This window comes from Streptomyces sp. NPDC102259 (genome assembly GCF_044766465.1).
GTDB lineage: Bacteria > Actinomycetota > Actinomycetes > Streptomycetales > Streptomycetaceae > Streptomyces.
On record NZ_JBIWMA010000009.1, the window covers coordinates 72,077 to 90,171 of the forward strand.

Consider the following 18,095-nt stretch of genomic DNA (forward strand, 5'->3'; position numbering starts at 1 on the left):
CCCCGGGCCCCCGCCGTTGGGGGCTGCCGCCCCCCGGGCCCCCGCCCTTGGGGGCTGCCGCCCCCGGGCCCCGGCTTCGGTCCCGTCTCCGGGGTCCCGTGCTCCGAGACCCCGCTCCGTCCCGTCGCTTGGGGCTGCCGCCCCCTGCCCCGCTTCCGGACCCCGCCTTCGGGGCCGGCGCCCCTGGGCCCCCTCCGAGTCCCGTCGCCGGGGGCTGCCGCCCCTGGGGGCCCCGCTCTGGTCCCGTCGCTGGGCCGGTGCCCCTTGCGCCGCTCCGGCCCGGTCCTGGGGCCGGTGCCTCATGCCCCCGCTCGGTCCGGTCCTGGGGCCGATACCCCGAGGTCTCCGCTTCGGTCCCGTGGCTTGGGGCTGCCGGCCCCTCCGGGTATCGGACCGTGTCTCGGGTCCGGGATTCGGGTCTTGAGGGGGCTTTTCCTGCTGGGTGGGGGCGGGGTGGGGGGCTTTGTGTGGGGTGGTGTGGGCTGCTTAAGGATCTCCTTGCTGGGGCAGACTTCTCGATTCGTCTTTCGGCGGGGCCTGACGTAGACTGACTCGTCGGCTCTCGTGCACTCGCATGTCTGCATGCACCCGTAAGGGATACGCAGGGGAGTCGATCAAGGTAGCCGATTCGAAGGGCGAAGCGTGGCCAAGAAGCAAGGTGCCATCGAGATCGAGGGCACTGTCGTCGAGTCTCTTCCGAACGCCATGTTCAAGGTCGAGCTCCAGAACGGCCACCAGGTCCTGGCGCACATCAGCGGCAAGATGCGTATGCACTACATCCGTATCCTCCCTGACGACCGGGTCGTGGTGGAGTTGTCTCCGTACGACCTGACGCGTGGCCGGATCGTCTACCGCTACAAGTAGATCTTGCCCAGGCCCTGTGCGCGGTTTCGCGTGCGGGGTTGCCGGCAACTGACCCGGAGAACCTCACATCCCATGAAGGTCAAGCCGAGCGTCAAGAAGATCTGCGACAAGTGCAGGGTGATCCGCCGTCACGGTCGGGTCATGGTCATTTGCGAGAACCCGCGCCACAAGCAGCGCCAGGGCTGATCGCTTACAGATCACACCCTCTGCATCGACATCGCAGAGACTTCGCGCGACGCGAACAGTAAGTGTTCATACGTAGATCCCAGGCGGTTTCTCCCGTCTGATACCCCCGGCTCGGAGGCCGGGGACCCATTCGTACCTAATCCTCGGCGCTCACTGAGCGGCACGAGGAGGCCGGCGGATGGGAAGCGGTTCTGCGGAAGACCTCCGAAGATCAACTGGAGCCATTGAATGGCACGCGTTTCCGGTGTCGACATCCCGCGCGAAAAGCGTGTGGAGGTCGCCCTCACCTACGTGTTCGGCATCGGCCGGACCCTCTCCCAGGAGACGCTGGCAGCGACCGGCGTCGACCCGAACACCCGCGTTCGCGACCTCTCCGAGGAGCAGCTCGTCGCGATCCGCGAGTACGTGGACGCCAACATCAAGACCGAGGGTGACCTCCGTCGCGAGGTCCAGGCCGACATCCGCCGCAAGGTCGAGATCGGTTGCTACCAGGGCCTTCGTCACCGTCGTGGTCTGCCTGTCCGCGGTCAGCGCACCAGCACGAACGCTCGTACCCGCAAGGGCCCGCGTCGCGCCATCGCCGGCAAGAAGAAGCCGGGCAAGAAGTAGTCCACAGCGGACAACGCTTCATCAGCGGTCTTCGCTGTAGGACCGACCACCTCCCCGTAGGAGTTTGTAGATGCCCCCCAAGGGTCGTCAGGGCGCTGCCAAGAAGGTGCGCCGCAAGGAAAAGAAGAACGTCGCGCATGGCCAGGCGCACATCAAGAGCACGTTCAACAACACGATCGTGTCCATCACGGACCCGGCCGGAAACGTGATCTCGTGGGCCTCCGCCGGCCACGTCGGTTTCAAGGGCTCGCGCAAGTCCACGCCGTTCGCCGCGCAGATGGCCGCCGAGTCGGCTGCCCGTCGCGCGCAGGAGCACGGCATGCGCAAGGTCGACGTCTTCGTCAAGGGCCCGGGCGCCGGTCGCGAGACCGCCATTCGCTCCCTGCAGGCGACGGGCCTCGAGGTCGGCTCCATCCAGGACGTCACCCCGACCCCGCACAACGGCTGCCGTCCGCCGAAGCGTCGTCGCGTCTGACGCACCGGCTCACGTCGGCTGGATACGGCCGCGTGTCGGTCTGAGGCTTTCGGGCGGTACGGCTCCGTAAAAGGGCTGTATCGCCCGTACCCTTGCAGTACCCGTGCGGTGAGTGCGCACGGTTTCCGTCGGGCGTCAAATAGCGGGCGTCCACGAAAGAAGGATCTGATCGCCACATGCTGATCGCTCAGCGTCCCTCGTTGACCGAAGAGGTCGTCGACGAGTTCCGCTCCCGGTTCGTGATCGAGCCGCTGGAGCCGGGCTTCGGTTACACCCTCGGTAACTCCCTCCGCCGGACCCTCCTGTCCTCGATCCCGGGTGCGGCGGTCACGTCCATCCGTATCGACGGCGTGCTGCACGAGTTCACCACCGTGCCGGGCGTCAAGGAGGACGTCACCGACCTGATCCTCAACATCAAGCAGCTGGTCGTGTCGTCCGAGCACGACGAGCCCGTGGTGATGTACCTGCGCAAGCAGGGCCCGGGTCTGGTCACCGCCGCCGACATCGCGCCCCCGGCCGGTGTCGAGGTGCACAACCCCGACCTCGTCCTCGCCACGCTCAACGGCAAGGGCAAGCTGGAGATGGAGCTGACCGTCGAGCGCGGTCGCGGTTACGTCTCCGCCGTGCAGAACAAGCAGGTGGGCCAGGAGATCGGGCGTGTCCCGGTCGACTCCATCTACTCGCCGGTTCTGAAGGTCACGTACAAGGTCGAGGCCACGCGTGTCGAGCAGCGCACCGACTTCGACAAGCTGATCGTCGACGTCGAGACCAAGCAGGCGATGCGTCCCCGTGACGCCATGGCCTCTGCCGGTAAGACGCTGGTCGAGCTGTTCGGTCTCGCCCGCGAGCTGAACATCGACGCCGAGGGCATCGACATGGGCCCGTCCCCCACGGACGCCGCTCTCGCCGCTGATCTCGCCCTGCCGATCGAGGAGCTCGAGCTCACCGTTCGGTCGTACAACTGCCTCAAGCGTGAGGGCATCCACTCCGTGGGTGAGCTCGTGGCTCGTTCCGAGGCCGACCTGCTGGACATCCGTAACTTCGGTGCGAAGTCCATCGACGAGGTCAAGGCGAAGCTGGCCGGCATGGGCCTCGCGCTCAAGGACAGCCCGCCCGGATTCGACCCGACCGCCGCTGCCGACGCCTTCGGCGCCGACGACGACGCGGACGCCGGGTTCGTGGAGACCGAGCAGTACTGAGCCCTCCGTGAGGAGGCCGGTTCTGTCCCGCGCCCCTTCGGGGGCGCGGACCCTCCGTGCGCTTCGCGAGAGGCGCACGGATCTCCGACGGGCAATCGCCCGCTCGGACACTGACCCCGGTACCTGATACGGCCGGGGCAGACACCTAGGAGAAACACCATGCCGAAGCCCACCAAGGGTGCCCGTCTGGGCGGCAGTGCCGCGCACGAGAAGCTGCTTCTCGCGAACCTCGCGAAGTCGCTGTTCGAGCACGGTCGCATCACCACCACCGAGGCGAAGGCGCGCAAGCTGCGTCCGTACGCCGAGCGTCTGGTCACCAAGGCGAAGAAGGGCGACCTTCACAACCGTCGTCAGGTGCTCCAGGTGATCACGGACAAGAGCATCGTGCACACGCTCTTCACCGAGATCGGCCCGCGCTACGAGAACCGCCCGGGTGGTTACACCCGCATCACCAAGATCGGTAACCGTCGTGGCGACAACGCGCCCATGGCTGTCATCGAGCTGGTCGAGGCGCTGACCGTGGCGCAGCAGGCCACCGGTGAGGCCGAGGCCGCCACCAAGCGTGCGGTCAAGGAAGACGGCCTCAAGAAGGACGAGGTCGTCGAGGACGCCAAGCCCGCCGACGAGGCTCCGGCCGACGAGGCTCCGGCCGAGGAGTCCAAGGACGCCTGAGGCACCGCCTCGCAGTGGACGGGTCCGCCCTTCGGGGCGGGCCCGTTCCGCGTTTCCGGAAACGTTTCCGGAGGTGGTGTCGGAGGTGTTCTTCGCAGGTCGCAGGGTTGAGAGGATCCAGGAGTGAGTGACGAAGTGGAGCCCGGGTTCGTCCGGGTGCGGATGGATCTCTCGTACGACGGGAGCGGGTTCTCCGGGTGGGCCAAGCAGGCCGGCGGGCGGCGGACCGTGCAGGGGGCGATCGAGGACGCCCTGCGGACCGTGACCCGGTCGAGGGAGACCACGTACGAGCTGACCGTGGCCGGGCGGACGGACGCCGGTGTGCACGCGCGCGGGCAGGTGGCGCACGTCGACCTTCCGGAGGACCTCTGGGCCGAGCACCGGGAGAAGCTGCTCAAGCGGCTCGCAGGGCGGCTCGACAAGGATGTGCGGATCTGGTCCCTCGCCGAGGCGCCCGCCGGGTTCAACGCGCGGTTCTCGGCGATCTGGCGGCGGTACGCGTACCGGGTCACCGACAACCCGGGAGGCGTCGACCCCCTGCTGCGCAGCCACGTCCTCTGGCACGACTGGCCTCTCGACGTCGACGCCATGAACGAGGCCGCCCGGCGGCTGCTCGGCGAGCACGACTTCGCCGCCTACTGCAAGCGGCGGGAGGGAGCGACGACCATTCGTACGCTCCAGGAGCTGAGCCTGGTGCGCGGTGCGGACGGGGTCGTCACCGCGACCGTCCGGGCCGACGCCTTCTGCCACAACATGGTGCGTTCGCTGATCGGGGCGCTGCTGTTCGTGGGCGACGGGCACCGGGGGGCGGAGTGGCCCGCAAAGGTGCTGGCCGCGGGCGTACGGGACTCGGCCGTGCATGTCGTACGGCCGCACGGGCTGACGCTGGAGGAGGTCGGTTATCCGGCCGACGAGCTGCTCGCCGCACGCAACAAGGAGGCGCGCAACCGGCGCACGCTGCCCGGGGCCGGGTGCTGCTGACGGCCTGGCCCCGCGTCGGCGTCCGCGTCCGCGGTCAGTTCGCGGCCGCCGCCGACGCCTGGGCCTCGCCGCGCTGGCGGATCCGCTGGAAGGTGAACTCCGCGAGGTCGTCGCCCGCGGTGAAGACCGCCGTGTCCTTCGTGGTCACGTCCTTGCCGTCCGTGAAGCCGGTGATGGTGAAGTAGGCGTACCGGCCGTAGGAGTTGGTCGTGGAGCGGCAGATCGCGCCGTCGCAGAAGGTCTTGACGTTCCCGCCGGTGAGGGCCTTCACGATGCTCTTCTTGTCGGCCTGGCTCTTGACCTTGAGGGCCTGCGCCTCGGTGTCGAAGACCGCCACGCCGACGGTGACCGCGATATCACCCTTGGTATAGGTGATGCGCATGAGGCGGGTGCAGTCGTTGGCGGTGAGCACCTGGGCCAGCGTGCCCTGGACCCCTGTGGTGCAGGTGGTGCTGTCGGCCTTGGGGCCCTTCTTGTACACGGCCGAGCCCATGGTCAGCTGCGTGCCGGGGAAGAGGAGGTCCGGCCCGTTGGGGGCGGTGTCCTTGGCCTTGCTGGCGACGAACTCCTTCGGGTTCAGCGGCGGCGGGGCGCTGGTCGGCGCGAAGGAGGGGGTGGTGGACGCGCTCGGCAGGTCGGCGGCCGCGGGCCCCGACGAGGTTGGCTTGTTCGCCTCGTCGCTGCCGTTCGCCGACACCACGGCCATGGCCACGGCGGTGCCGATGGCGAGCGTGGCGAGCGCGCCGCCGCCTATGAGGAGCAGCCGACGGCGTTTGTTGCGCGTCTCGGACGCCTCCGCCAGCGCGGCCCAGTCCGGGGTCGGGCCGTCATCGCCGCTGGTCCACGGCTGCTGGGAGTTCGGTTTCCATGGATCCCACTGGGACTGAGGTCCCCCCTGCCCATAGCTCATGGGCCGCATCTTAGACGGGGAGCGGGGGATGCTGTTCCGCCTCAACCGGCGCTGAAGTCCCCGGTGTTCCCGGCGCGAGTACGGGCAAACGTGACATCTCCGGGTGGTTGGTGCGGCATATTCGCAGGCCGGCGCCTGTAGTGTGGCGCAGGCCACTCCAGGAGGGGGTTTCCGGCGACGGCTTCCGGTCAGGCTGACATGCTCACGCGTGATCGGGTGACAGGCCCCGTTTTGACCCGGCCCCCGAGACGCGGGTATCCTGCATCTTCGTTGTGTATTGGCTTGCTCTTCTCACGGGACGGGCCCTTACACCGGTCCACCGGGCCGATGACCAGCGACCAGCACGCGGTATGCGTCACCGCAGTGCGGTCTCGGCTGTCGTGATCGTCTTCGGTGACCTTGTCAGGACCAATTCACTGAAGAAGCGAAGGCTACGAACCGTGCGTACGTACAGCCCCAAGCCCGGCGATGTGACGCGCCAGTGGCACGTCATCGACGCTCAGGACATCGTCCTGGGCCGTCTCGCCACCACTGCCGCGTCCCTCCTCCGGGGCAAGCACAAGCCGATCTACGCGCCCCACGTCGACACCGGTGACTTCGTCATCATCATCAACGCCGACAAGGTGCACCTCTCCGGCAACAAGCGGACCCAGAAGATGGCGTACCGCCACTCCGGGTACCCGGGCGGTCTGCGCTCCGTGCGCTACGACGACCTCCTCGCGAACAACCCGGAGAAGGCCGTCGAGAAGGCCGTCAAGGGCATGCTCCCCAAGAACACGCTGGGCCGTCAGATGCTCTCGAAGCTGAAGGTCTACAAGGGTGACGTGCACCCGCACGCGGCTCAGCAGCCCGTGCCGTTCGAGATCACCCAGGTCGCGCAGTAATTCCGGCCACACCCCCTAGCTGAAAAGAACTGAGGAGAACCGTGGCCGAGACCACTGCCGAGCAGCCGCTCGAAGAGACCGAGCTCGTCGACATCGAGAGCTACACCACCGAGTCCGAGGTCCCCGTCGAGGGTGAGTACACCTCGGAGTCCCTTGCCTCCCGCTTCGGCGAGCCCCAGCCGGCCGCCGGCCTGGGCCGTCGCAAGAACGCCATCGCCCGCGTCCGGATCGTTCCGGGCACCGGCAAGTGGAAGATCAACGGTCGCACCCTCGAGGACTACTTCCCGAACAAGGTGCACCAGCAGGAAGTCAACGAGCCCTTCAAGGTGCTCGAGCTCGACAACCGCTACGACGTCGTCGCCCGTATCTCGGGTGGCGGTGTCTCCGGTCAGGCCGGTGCGCTCCGTCTCGGTGTCGCCCGCGCGCTGAACGAGGCCGACGTCGACAACAACCGTGGTGCCCTCAAGAAGGCCGGCTTCCTCACGCGTGACGACCGCGCGGTCGAGCGCAAGAAGGCCGGTCTCAAGAAGGCCCGCAAGGCCCCGCAGTACAGCAAGCGCTAAGCTTCGCTGCCTGCTCGTACGTATTCCGGGTCGGGCCCGTGCGGTTCGCTCGTACGTACTCCGAACGCCCCGGCGGCACGCCACAGTGTCGCCGGGGCGTTCGTTTTCTCGCAGCCGTGGGCGTATAACGGCACAAGGTGCTCAAAGGCTTGTGTGATCGGATGTTCAGGGCATCCAATGCCTGGATGCGGAGCCGCCGTAGACAGACCGACCGGTCGGCCGGTCGATCGTCCGACGCACCCGCACGGCTTTTGAAACTGACGCTTCCTCAGGAGGACAAGTGGGACGACTCTTCGGCACGGACGGCGTGCGCGGTGTCGCCAACGCGGATCTGACGGCGGAGATGGCGCTCGGCCTGTCCGTCGCGGCGGCGCATGTGCTGGCCGAGGCGGGCACGTTCGAGGGCCACCGGCCGGTGGCAGTCGTCGGACGGGACCCGCGCGCGTCCGGGGAGTTCCTGGAGGCCGCCGTGGTGGCGGGTCTGGCGAGCGCCGGCGTGGACGTGCTGAAGGTCGGCGTGCTGCCGACGCCCGCCGTCGCCTACCTCACCGGTGTGCTGGGCGCCGACCTCGGCGTGATGCTCTCCGCCAGCCACAACGCGATGCCCGACAACGGCATCAAGTTCTTCGCCCGCGGCGGCCACAAGCTCGCCGACGATCTCGAGGGCAGGATCGAATCCGTCTTCGAGGAGCACCGCACCGGCGCGCCCTGGAGCCGGCCGACCGGCAGCGGCGTCGGACGCGTGCGGTCGTACGACGAAGGGTTCGACCGCTACGTCGCGCACCTCATCGCCGTGCTCCCCAACCGGCTGGACGGCCTGCGGATCGTCCTCGACGAGGCGCACGGCGCCGCCGCCCGGGTGTCGCCGGAGGCGTTCACGCGGGCCGGCGCGGAGATCGTGACCATCGGGGCCGAGCCGAACGGGCTCAACATCAACGACGGGTGCGGGTCCACGCACCTGGACAAGCTGAAGGCCGCGGTCATCGAGCACGAGGCCGACTTCGGCATCGCGCACGACGGGGACGCCGACCGGTGCCTGGCCGTGGACCACACGGGTGACGAGATCGACGGGGACCAGATTCTCGCCGTGCTCGCGCTGGCCATGCGGGAGCGGGGCGCGCTGCGGTCCGACACCGTTGTCGCGACCGTCATGTCCAACCTCGGCTTCAAGCTGGCCATGGAGCGGGAGGGCATCCAGCTCGTGCAGGCCGCCGTCGGCGACCGGTATGTGCTGGAGGAGATGAAGGAGCACGGCTACGCGCTCGGCGGCGAGCAGTCCGGGCACGTGATCATCCTCGACCACGCGACGACCGGTGACGGCACGCTGACGGGGCTGATGCTGGCGGCTCGCGTCGCCGAGAGCGGGCGTTCGCTGCGGGAGCTGGCCTCCGTGATGGAGCGGTTGCCGCAGGTGCTGATCAATGTGCCCGACGTCGATCGGTCCCGGGTCGGGAACTCGGCCGAGCTGGCGACTGCCGTGGGTGAGGCGGAGCGGGAGCTCGGGTCCACCGGGCGGGTGCTGCTTCGGCCTTCGGGGACCGAGCCGCTCGTGCGGGTCATGGTCGAGGCGGCCGACATCGACCAGGCCCGGTCCGTCGCCGGGCGACTGGCGGATGTCGTGAAGTCGGCGCTGGGTTAAGCGGCGGGGCCGCTTCCAGGCGGGTTCGGGGTGGGGGTGCTGTGCGTCGCGGGCCGCGGGTTCGTCGTGGCTTGTCGCGCAGTTCCCCGCGGCCCTAGGTGGGTTGTCCCGTCTTGCGTTGTCTGGTCCAGAAGTACTTCTGAGCGAGCAGCGTCAAGGTGCCCGCCAGGATGATGCCCAGCAGGTTCAGCAGGAGCTGTTCTGTCGAGCCCCGGGTCTGTGCCATGTCGCCGTAGCTGAGGGCCACGGCGGCGTTGGCGGCTGCCGGGACCGTCGTGACCGAGATCGCCACGCCCACCAGGGCGCCGGACTTCGCCGAGGTCAGGGAGAGGGTGCCGGCGGCGCCCGCCAGGACGGCCACGATGAAGGAGAACCAGTCGGGGGCATAGACGAAAGCCGTCTGCGGGCGGTCGGCCTCCAGTTGCTCCATGCTGAACAGGTCGATCGCGTCCATGAAGAGGCTGAAGCCCACCGTCGCCGCCATCGCCACCGCGAAGCCGACCAGCAGGGCGATCAGCGAGCGCAGGGCCAGGCGGGGAGCGCGCTGCACGATCGACGTGCAGACGCCGGCCAGAGGGCCGAACTCCGGGCCCACGGCCATCGCGCCCACGATCAGGACCGCGTTGTCCAGCACCACACCACAGGCCGCGATCATCGTGGCGATGATGATGAACGCGATGTAGGTGACCGAGAGCGTCGACTCCTCGTGGGTCGCGTCCGTGAGGTGCTCCCACAGGACCGCGTCGGCGCCTTCGCCCGGCGCCTCCTCCTCGGCCTTGTCGGCGCGCAGGGAGAGCGACAGGTCGATGTTCTCCACGGCGATCGAGCCGGTCTTGTCGAGGCCCAACTCCTGTAGTCCGGTGAGGAGTTCGTCGCCCGCCTCGCGTGCCACGTCGCACAGCACGACATCGCCGGCCGGGTTGCGTGCCGCCCCCGGCAACACCACGAGGTGGGTGGTGCCGACGGTGTTCTCGATCAGGGCGACCACGTCGTCGGTGCTGCGAGACGGGGTGATCAGGCGCAGGTGCAGCATGCAGGCAGGGTAGCCGTCAGAGTTTGCGCAGGCTCAGGCGCTGCACCTTGTGGTCCTGGCCCTTGCGGACCACCAGGGTGGCTCGGCCCCGGGTGGGCGCGATGTTCTCCACCAGGTTGGGCTTGTTGATGGTGCGCCAGAGGGTGCGGGCGTAGTCGACGGCCTCGTCCTCGGAGACCTGGGTGTACTTCGTGAAGAACGAGTCCGGGTTCTGGAAGGCCGTCTGACGGAGTTTCCTGAACCGGTTGAGGTACCAGCGCTCGATGTCCTCGGCGCTCGCGTCGACGTACACGCTGAAGTCGAAGTAGTCGGCGAGGCCGACGCGGGTGCGGCCGTCCTTGCCGGGGAGGGCGGGCTGAAGGACGTTCAGGCCCTCGACGATGAGGATGTCGGGGCGGCGGACGGTGAGTTTGCGGTCCGGGACGATGTCGTAGATCAGGTGGGAGTAGACGGGCGCGGTGACCTCGCCCTTGCCCGCCTTGATGTCGGCGACGAAGCGGGTCAGCGCGCGGCGGTCGTAGGACTCGGGGAAGCCCTTGCGGGACAGCAGGCCGCGGGCCTCCAGCTCCCTGGTGGGGAGCAGGAAGCCGTCCGTGGTGACCAGTTCCACGCGGGGGTGTTCCGGCCAGCGGGACAGCAGGGCCTGCAGGAGACGCGCGACCGTCGACTTGCCGACCGCCACCGAGCCCGCGACGCCTATCACGAACGGGGTGCCGGACTGTGAGCCCTGTTCGCCGAGGAAGGTGTTCAGGGCGCCGCGCAGGCCGTCGGTGGCGCCCACGTAGAGGTTGAGGAGGCGGGACAGCGGGAGGTAGATGTCACGCACCTCGTCGAGGTCGATGACGTCACCGAGGCCGCGCAGCTTCTCGACCTCCTCGGCGGTCAGCGGCAGCGGAGTCTTCTCGCGCAGCGCGCTCCACTCGGAGCGGGTGAGGTCGACGTAAGGAGTCGCCTCCGGCCTGTGCCGGTGGGCGCTCCGGGGCATCGGGGAGACCGGAGAGATCACAGTCCATTGTTAACGGAGTTTGAACAGGATGGTGGGTGGGGTCCGTCACGCCCGATCGAGGCCGCGTACAGCCGTGGGAATTTCCGAAATCGGGCACGCTGAGGCTCTTTCCGGACGGGGATCGGTCGTAGGCTGCCGCGCATGTGCGGAATCGTGGGATACGTGGGGTCTCAGTCGGCGCTAGAGGTCGTCATGGCCGGGCTGAGGCGGCTGGAGTACCGGGGTTACGACTCGGCGGGAGTGGCCGTTCTGGCGGACGGAGGGCTCGCCGCCGCGAGAAAGGCGGGCAAGCTCGTCAATCTGGAGAAGGAGCTCGCGGCCCGGCCCCTGCCGACCGGGACGACGGGCATCGGGCACACCCGGTGGGCCACACACGGCGGGCCGACGGACGCCAACGCGCATCCGCATCTCGACAACGCCGGACGGGTCGCCGTGGTCCACAACGGGATCATCGAGAACTTCGCCCGGCTGCGGGCCGAGCTGACCGAGCGGGGGCATGAGCTGCTCTCCGAGACCGACACCGAGGTCGTGGCCCATCTGCTCGCCGAGGAGTTCTCGGTGACGGCCGATCTCGCCGAGGCCATGCGGCTGGTGTGCCGGCGGCTGGAGGGGGCGTTCACGCTGGTCGCGGCGCATGCCGACGAGCCGGACGTGGTGGTCGGCGCGCGGCGGAACTCGCCGCTGGTGGTGGGCGTCGGGGAGGGCGAGGCCTTTCTCGCCTCGGACGTCGCCGCCTTCATCGCGCACACCCGGTCGGCGATCGAGCTGGGTCAGGACCAGGTCGTCGAGCTGCGGCGGGACGGTGTGACGGTGACCGGCTTCGACGGGCGCCCGGCGGACGTCCGGTCGTACCACGTCGACTGGGACGCGTCGGCCGCGGAGAAGGGCGGCTACGACTACTTCATGCTGAAGGAGATCGCCGAGCAGCCCAAGGCGGTCGCCGACACCCTGCTCGGCCGCATCGACGCCTCCGGTGCGCTGACCCTCGACGAGGTGCGGATCCCGGCCTACGAGCTGCGGGAGGTCGACAAGGTCGTCATCGTCGCGTGCGGTACGGCCTTCCACGCGGGCCTCATCGCCAAGTACGCCATCGAGCACTGGACGCGGATCCCGTGCGAGGTGGAGCTGGCCAGCGAGTTCCGCTACCGGGACCCGATTCTCGACTCGCGGTCACTGGTCATCGCCATCTCCCAGTCCGGGGAGACGATGGACACGCTCATGGCGCTGCGACACGCGCGGGAGCAGGGGTCCAAGGTGCTGGCGATCTGCAACACCAACGGGTCGACGATCCCCCGGGAGTCGGACGCGGTGCTGTACACGCACGCCGGGCCGGAGGTGGCCGTCGCCTCGACCAAGGCGTTCCTGACGCAGTTGGTGGCCTGTTATCTCGTCGCGCTGTATCTCGGCCAGGTGCGCGGCACCAAGTGGGGGGACGAGATCCGGGCCGTCATCCGGGACCTCGCGCAGATCTCCGGTGCGGTCGAGCGGGTGCTGGAGACCATGGGGCCGGTGCGGGAGCTGGCGCGGTCCCTCGCCCATAAGGACACCGTGCTGTTCCTCGGGCGGCACGTCGGGTATCCCGTCGCGCTGGAGGGCGCGTTGAAGCTGAAGGAGCTCGCCTACATGCACGCGGAGGGGTTCGCCGCGGGGGAGCTGAAGCACGGGCCGATCGCCCTCATCGAGGAGGACCTGCCGGTCGTCGTGGTGGTGCCGTCGCCTCGGGGGCGGTCCGTCCTGCACGACAAGATCGTGTCCAACATCCAGGAGATCCGGGCCCGGGGGGCGCGGACGATCGTGATCGCCGAGGAGGGGGACGAGACGGTGGTGCCGTACGCCGACCATCTCGTGCGGATCCCGGTCACGCCGGTGCTGCTGTCACCGTTGGTCGCCACGGTTCCGTTGCAGGTGTTCGCGTGCGAGCTGGCGACGGCGCGGGGCAACGAGGTCGACCAGCCGCGGAACCTGGCGAAGTCGGTGACGGTGGAGTGAGAGGGGTTGCGGGCGGCGTTGTGGGCGGCGGCGCCTGAGGGAGTGGGGGTTCTCGCCGCGGGCGGGTGCGGGTGCGTTGTGGCTGGGCGCGCAGTTCCCCGCGCCCCTGGGGGGGGCGGACCGTCTGCGACGGGCCCTGCCCCCCAGGGGTTGTTCAGCCACGTACGCGTTGCCTTCTGGCCGCGTAGATCTTCCAGGTCGCGAAGGCGAGGGGGAGTTCCAGGATCCAGATGCCGGTCACCGCGTCCCACTCGGGGGCGGTGGCCGAGGCCTCGTCGGCCGTGATGATCCCGCACAGCAGGCCCCAGGTCGCCGCGAGCAGGCCGACGAGCCAGAGCGCGGTGGTCCAGCCCCAGGTGGAGCGGCCGTTGCCGGAGGACCGCGGGCCGGAGGTCCGCTTGCGCGGCTGCGGGATGCGGTCGGGCTCGCGGGCCGGCATCCGCACCACGGCCTGTGCGGGCACGGCGGCGTCCAGCGCGGCCGTGCGTTCCGGCGTCACCCCTCGGAACAGGGTGGGTTCCACGGTGACCGAGAAGCCGTCGTGGCCGGTCAGGGTGCGGGCGCCGTCGGGGCGGGTGGTCATCGCCGCGACGGCGTCGTAGCGGACGGTGACCGGACCCCTCGGGGTCACCAGGCTCACGCCCTCGGCGCCGATGACCAGGGTGACCTCGTCGTCCTCCAGGGACTGGTGGCGGGTGCCGGTCACGGCGGCCTGCGAGTCCTGCGGGGCGAGGGTGAGGCCCGCCCAGTCGACGCCCCGGCCCGGCACCTGGAGGAGCGCGTTGTCCCAGGTCTCCCGGGCGACCTCGCGCAGGTCGTCCGTCGTCACCGCGTTCAGCTCGGCCCGGTGCTGCTCGGGGGTGAGGATCCGGTGCCCGAGCAGCAGGCTCAGCGCGTACGAGGGGAGCGCGGCCGCCGCGAGGTCGGGGGTGTCGTACACCTTGAGGAGCTTGGTGCGGACGGAGTCCAGTTCGGACTGCTCGATGCGGCCCGCGCGCAGCCGGGCGAGGGTGTCGACGAAGCCGCCGACGACCGCGTCCTGCTTCTGCGGGAGAGAGTCCGCGTGGGCGGTGAGGGTGGCGAAGTCGGCGTCGCGCTGGGCGTATTCGGCCTCCGCCGAGTAGGAGTAGCCGCCCTCCTGACGCAGGTCCTGGAAGAGGGCCCGGCCGAGGACGTCCGCGAAGACACTGGCCGCGGTGGAGCGGCGGAGCACCGAGGTGAGGACGACATGGCCGTCGTCGCCGCTGATGAACGCGGGCGTGGTGGGCAGTGCGCTGGTCGCGGCCGGAGCGGGGAAGCGGGAGCCCGCGGGGAGGGTGAGGTCCAGGCCGTCGGGGACCCGGTCGCTGGCGATCCAGAGCACCGCGTTGTCCCTGGTGAAGCGGGTCTCGGCCCAGTGGCGCACCTGGTCCGGGGTCAGGCTCCAGGTGCCGAGCTCGTTGTAGCTGGACAGGCCGTAGCCCTGGGCGCCGTATCGCCACAGCGGCATCTGCTGCTGGGGGCCGCCGCCGCGGCCGGCCGCCTCCGTGCGCAGGATCTCCTTCTCGGTCTCCAGCCGCTCCATCGGCAGGTCCCGCAGCCCGGCGCACACGCTGTTGAGGTACTCGACGACCTCCTCCTCGCTGCCGGTGACGTGGAAGAGGGTGTACGCGTTCGCCGTCGTGCCGTTGTAGTGCAGATCGGACAGGCCGAGGCGGTGCAGGGCGAGGTGTTCGACGAGGTGGGTGAGGCCTGCGGTGGCCAGGGTCTCGTCGGCGCGGCCCACCCGGAAGAAGAGACCGGCGGTGATCTCGTTGCCGGAGGCGGGGGCGTAGAGGGTGGGGATGGCCTGCGTGGTGGTGTGCGAGACGAGGCCGGCGAGCGCGGCCAGGTCGGCGCGGTCGTCGTGATCGTGCTTGTGCAGGTGGGTGGTCATCGGTGGCCGCCTCCTCGGGATTCCAGCGCCGCCTTGCGGGACTTGAGGAACGCGGACTTCTTGTCGGGTATGTAGTGCCACGGGGACTCGGAGGCGCGGTCGCCGAGGAAGGCGAAGTGCGGCGCCGCGTACTCCCAGTGGTTGCCGAGCGAGAAGGCGAACGCGAACGCGTTGTGCGCGCCGATCGAGTTCCAGTCGGGCCGGTGGGCCGGGTGCAGCACGGAGACCTGGGCGGCGTTGCGCAGGTCGTCGCGGACCGGCAGGCCCCGCATGTAGGCCGCGTCCTCGCCGCCGTCCAGGTCCAGCCAGCGCTCGATGTGGGCGAGGGCGACCAGGGCGCCGGAGTGGGAGCCGTCGGGGGCCGCGGTCGCGCATTCGCGGGCGAAGCCGTGCGCCGCCTCCCAGGAGCCGCTCCACTTGGGACACAGCTGCTGGAGCAATTGGACCTGTGCCCGGTAGTGGTGCGGATGGTGAGCGGAGAGACGGTCGTAGCGACGGCGTGCCTCGGCCTGCCCCAGCTGGAGACCGCGCGCGGTCATCAGGCGGGCGGTCCAGGCGGGCGCGTACGAGGGATGCTCGGCGCAGATCTCGATCAGCAGCTGCTCGGCCCTGCGCAGCCAGTCGTGGAACTGGGTGAACTGGTCCCGTGAGACGTCCTGGGCGCGGGCGCCGCTGCGGATGTCCCAGCCGATGTAGACGTACCGCTCGGCGAGCAGCGTGCGCGGCAGCGGGTCGCCGGGCGATTCGGCGGCCACCGCCCGCTCCAGCAGGCTCTCGACGCCGGGGATGTCGGCGAGGAGGCTGGAGGCCGAGGCCAGCTCGTCGACCGAGTCGAGGCCCGCGAAGAAGTCCCGGACGCCCGGCCAGTGCCCGGCCTGCGCGGCGGTGCGCAGCGGGATCAGCTCGGGTGTGTTGTCGTACGGGTCGAAGGTCGGTCCCCAGGTGTTCGTGGGTCCGCCGCCGGCCATGCCGTTGGTGGTGCTGGTCATTCCTCCGCCCCCTGGCGTAGCTGTCCGCGGCGCGCGGGCTGGCCCCCCAGGGCGCGCGGCGGGTTCTTCACCGATGTGACCGGATGCCGTCCGATGTGATGCGGCGTCATCCGGTGTGCTCCGGCTTGATCAAGTCGCCGCAGGCTAGCAGCAGGTGGTGACAGTGCGGCCGTAGGGTGCTCGGCATGAGCATCATCGGGGTCGGTATCGACGTGGCCGAGATCGACCGGTTCGAGGCGTCGCTGGAACGGACGCCCGGGCTGGCCCAGCGGCTGTTCCTGGAGAGCGAACTGCTGCTGCCGAGCGGGGAGCGGCGGGGCGCCGCCTCGCTGGCGGCGCGGTTCGCCGCGAAGGAGGCCCTGGCCAAGGCGCTGGGGGCGCCGGCCGGGCTGCTGTGGACGGACGCGGAGGTCTACGTCGAGGACAGCGGGCGGCCTCGGCTCCGGGTGCGGGGGAGCGTCGCCGCGCGGGCGGCCGAACTGGGCGTCCAAAGCTGGCATCTGTCGTTGAGTCACGACGCGGGGGTCGCCTCGGCGGTGGTGGTGGCCGAAGGGTGAGCCGCGGGGCGGGTCGCGGGGGCCGTGGGGCGGGTCGCGGAGTGAGCCGACGGAGTGCGGGGACGGGGGACTCCGGGGGAGACTCGACCGTATGCGTACTGCCTACCGCGTAGAGACCGTCCGGAGCGCCGAGCGGGCGCTGATGGCCCGGGTCCCGGAAGGGGCCCTCATGCAGCGGGCCGCCGCCGGGCTCGCCGCCGCCTGCGCCGACCTGCTGGGGCGGGTGTACGGGCGGCGGGTCGTGCTGCTGGTCGGCAGCGGCGACAACGGGGGTGACGCCCTGTACGCCGGCGCCCGGCTCGCCCGGCGCGGGGCGGGGGTGACCGCGGTGCTGCTCGCGCCCGGCCGGACCCATGCCGGAGGGCTCGCGGCGCTGCGGCGGGCGGGCGGTCGCGCGATCGCGCCGACCGGCGCCGAGGACGTCGTCCGGCGGGCCGACCTCGTGCTCGACGGCATCGTCGGGATCGGCGGGAAGGGCGGGCTGCGGCCGGACGCCGCCGCGCTGGCCGCGATCGTCGCCGAGGCCCGGGCCGCCGTCGTCGCCGTCGACCTGCCCAGCGGCGTCGACGCCGACACCGGTGAGGTGCACGGGAGCGCGATCCGCGCCGACCTCACCGTCACCTTCGGTACGCACAAGCCGGGGCTGCTCGTCGATCCGGCGCGGGAGTACGCCGGGTCGGTGCGGCTCGTCGACATCGGGCTCGGGGGCGAACTGCCCGCCGAACCCGAGCTGGCGGCCCTCCAGCACGCGGACGTGGCCGCCCTGCTGCCCGTGCCGGGCGGTGAGAGCGACAAGTACCGGCGGGGAGTCGTCGGGATCGCCGCCGGGTCCGCCCGGTATCCGGGGGCCGCCGTGCTCGCCGTGGCGGGGGCGCTGCGGGGCGGTGCGGGGGCCGTGCGGTACGTGGGGCCGGCCGGGGACGCGGTCGTCGCGCGGTTCCCGGAGACGCTCGTCTCCGACCAGGGGCCCCGGCGGGCGGGGCGGGTGCAGGCGTGGGTCGTCGGGCCGGGCGCAGGGGACGACGCGCAGACGGTGGCGGAGGTGCTGGCCGCCGAGGTGCCGGTGCTGATCGACGCCGACGGGCTGCGGCTCGCGGACGCCGACGCGGTGCGGGGGCGGACCGCGCCGACGCTGATGACGCCGCACGCGGGGGAGGCGGCCGCGCTGCTGGGGGTGGCGCGGGAGGAGGTGGAGGCGGCCCGGCTGCGATCCGCGCGGGAGCTGGCGGCTCGCTACCGGGCGACCGTGCTGTTGAAGGGGTCGACGACGTTGGTCGCGCAGGCGGGTGGGGCGGGGGTGGTGCGGGTGAACGCGACGGGGACGGCGTGGCTGGCCACGGCCGGGAGCGGGGATGTGCTGTCCGGGCTTGCGGGGTCGTTGCTGGCGGCGGGGCTGAGTGCGTTGGACGCGGGCAGTGCGGGGGCTTATCTGCATGGGCTGGCGGGGCGGTTCGCCGCGGACGGGGCGCCGGTGGGCGCGCATGACGTGGCCGCGGCGGTCGCGGGGGCGTGGCGGGACGTGCGGCGGTAGGGGCCGGGTTCTCCTCGCCCCCGCCGCCCCTTCCCTTCCCGTCCCCGTCCCCGTCCCCGTCCCCGTCCCTGGGGGCCGTGCCCTCGGACCCCC

Annotated in this window: 18 protein-coding genes; 13 read left to right on the forward strand and 5 right to left on the reverse strand. The window is 70.5% G+C overall.

Annotated features, from left to right (window positions below):
- The first annotated feature begins 642 nt into the window (after positions 1–642).
- The 7 genes from infA to truA all read left to right on the forward strand — a co-directional run bounded on the left by infA (position 643) and on the right by truA (position 4,986).
- On the forward strand, positions 643–864 hold the full coding sequence (infA, locus tag ACIRPU_RS21860) for a translation initiation factor IF-1 (RefSeq protein WP_003948620.1): 222 nt from the start codon (positions 643–645) through the stop codon (positions 862–864).
- A gap of 72 nt (positions 865–936) precedes the next feature.
- Entirely contained in the window at positions 937–1,050 is a 114-nt protein-coding gene (gene rpmJ, locus ACIRPU_RS21865; RefSeq protein WP_003998809.1) for a 50S ribosomal protein L36, read from the forward strand.
- A gap of 228 nt (positions 1,051–1,278) precedes the next feature.
- On the forward strand, positions 1,279–1,659 hold the full coding sequence (gene rpsM / locus ACIRPU_RS21870) for a 30S ribosomal protein S13 (RefSeq protein WP_057584669.1): 381 nt from the start codon (positions 1,279–1,281) through the stop codon (positions 1,657–1,659).
- A 70-nt stretch (positions 1,660–1,729) separates the two neighbouring features.
- Positions 1,730–2,134, forward strand: coding sequence for a 30S ribosomal protein S11 (gene rpsK / locus ACIRPU_RS21875; RefSeq protein WP_010354218.1), 405 nt, complete (start codon positions 1,730–1,732; stop codon positions 2,132–2,134).
- Positions 2,135–2,310: 176 nt separating this feature from the next.
- A complete protein-coding gene (locus ACIRPU_RS21880) occupies positions 2,311–3,333 on the forward strand; it encodes a DNA-directed RNA polymerase subunit alpha (RefSeq protein WP_062640332.1) in 1,023 nt (340 codons plus the stop codon).
- 159 nt (positions 3,334–3,492) lie between these two features.
- Positions 3,493–4,005 carry a 50S ribosomal protein L17 gene (gene rplQ, locus ACIRPU_RS21885; RefSeq protein ID WP_355705283.1) on the forward strand — a complete coding sequence of 171 codons (513 nt, stop codon included), beginning with the start codon at positions 3,493–3,495 and terminating at the stop codon, positions 4,003–4,005.
- 123 nt (positions 4,006–4,128) lie between these two features.
- The gene (gene truA, locus ACIRPU_RS21890; RefSeq protein WP_403869660.1) at positions 4,129–4,986 is read left to right on the forward strand and encodes a tRNA pseudouridine(38-40) synthase TruA; all 858 of its coding nucleotides are present in this window, start codon (positions 4,129–4,131) and stop codon (positions 4,984–4,986) included.
- 34 nt (positions 4,987–5,020) lie between these two features.
- On the opposite strand, the gene ACIRPU_RS21895 is transcribed toward truA, so the two are convergent.
- The gene (locus tag ACIRPU_RS21895; RefSeq protein ID WP_403869663.1) at positions 5,021–5,896 is read right to left on the reverse strand and encodes a hypothetical protein; all 876 of its coding nucleotides are present in this window, start codon (positions 5,894–5,896) and stop codon (positions 5,021–5,023) included.
- Between the two features lie 440 nt (positions 5,897–6,336).
- Between ACIRPU_RS21895 and rplM the strand changes: the two genes are divergently transcribed.
- From rplM to glmM, 3 genes are all read left to right on the forward strand, one after another.
- Positions 6,337–6,780 carry a 50S ribosomal protein L13 gene (gene rplM, locus ACIRPU_RS21900; protein ID WP_020132189.1) on the forward strand — a complete coding sequence of 148 codons (444 nt, stop codon included), beginning with the start codon at positions 6,337–6,339 and terminating at the stop codon, positions 6,778–6,780.
- 41 nt (positions 6,781–6,821) lie between these two features.
- Positions 6,822–7,343, forward strand: a complete 522-nt coding sequence (gene rpsI / locus ACIRPU_RS21905; protein ID WP_355705286.1) for a 30S ribosomal protein S9 — start codon at positions 6,822–6,824, stop codon at positions 7,341–7,343.
- Between the two features lie 280 nt (positions 7,344–7,623).
- Positions 7,624–8,982 carry a phosphoglucosamine mutase gene (gene glmM / locus ACIRPU_RS21910; protein ID WP_403869668.1) on the forward strand — a complete coding sequence of 453 codons (1,359 nt, stop codon included), beginning with the start codon at positions 7,624–7,626 and terminating at the stop codon, positions 8,980–8,982.
- Positions 8,983–9,076: 94 nt separating this feature from the next.
- On the opposite strand, the gene ACIRPU_RS21915 is transcribed toward glmM, so the two are convergent.
- Both ACIRPU_RS21915 and coaA read right to left on the reverse strand, forming a co-directional pair.
- A complete protein-coding gene (locus tag ACIRPU_RS21915) occupies positions 9,077–10,015 on the reverse strand; it encodes a DUF389 domain-containing protein (RefSeq protein ID WP_403869671.1) in 939 nt (312 codons plus the stop codon).
- Between the two features lie 16 nt (positions 10,016–10,031).
- Positions 10,032–11,000 carry a type I pantothenate kinase gene (coaA, locus tag ACIRPU_RS21920; protein WP_355705289.1) on the reverse strand — a complete coding sequence of 323 codons (969 nt, stop codon included), beginning with the start codon at positions 10,998–11,000 and terminating at the stop codon, positions 10,032–10,034.
- Positions 11,001–11,162: 162 nt separating this feature from the next.
- Here coaA and glmS point away from each other — a divergent pair, with 162 nt between their 5' ends.
- Positions 11,163–13,010 (forward strand): glutamine--fructose-6-phosphate transaminase (isomerizing), encoded by a 1,848-nt coding sequence (gene glmS, locus ACIRPU_RS21925; protein WP_403869674.1) that lies wholly within the window; start codon positions 11,163–11,165, stop codon positions 13,008–13,010.
- A gap of 154 nt (positions 13,011–13,164) precedes the next feature.
- Here glmS and ACIRPU_RS21930 read toward each other — a convergent pair whose 3' ends face one another.
- Positions 13,165–14,925, reverse strand: coding sequence for a M16 family metallopeptidase (locus tag ACIRPU_RS21930; protein WP_403869677.1), 1,761 nt, complete (start codon positions 14,923–14,925; stop codon positions 13,165–13,167).
- On the reverse strand, positions 14,922–15,914 hold the full coding sequence (locus tag ACIRPU_RS21935) for a hypothetical protein (RefSeq protein WP_403869680.1): 993 nt from the start codon (positions 15,912–15,914) through the stop codon (positions 14,922–14,924). Before ACIRPU_RS21935 ends, ACIRPU_RS21930 begins: the two co-directional genes overlap by 4 nt.
- Before the next feature lie 185 nt (positions 15,915–16,099).
- Here ACIRPU_RS21935 and ACIRPU_RS21940 point away from each other — a divergent pair, with 185 nt between their 5' ends.
- Together ACIRPU_RS21940 and ACIRPU_RS21945 are read left to right on the forward strand one after the other, a co-directional pair.
- Positions 16,100–16,471, forward strand: a complete 372-nt coding sequence (locus ACIRPU_RS21940) for a holo-ACP synthase (RefSeq protein WP_403869683.1) — start codon at positions 16,100–16,102, stop codon at positions 16,469–16,471.
- Positions 16,472–16,562: 91 nt separating this feature from the next.
- Positions 16,563–18,002, forward strand: a complete 1,440-nt coding sequence (locus ACIRPU_RS21945; protein WP_403869686.1) for an NAD(P)H-hydrate dehydratase — start codon at positions 16,563–16,565, stop codon at positions 18,000–18,002.
- Positions 18,003–18,095: the final 93 nt, after the last annotated feature.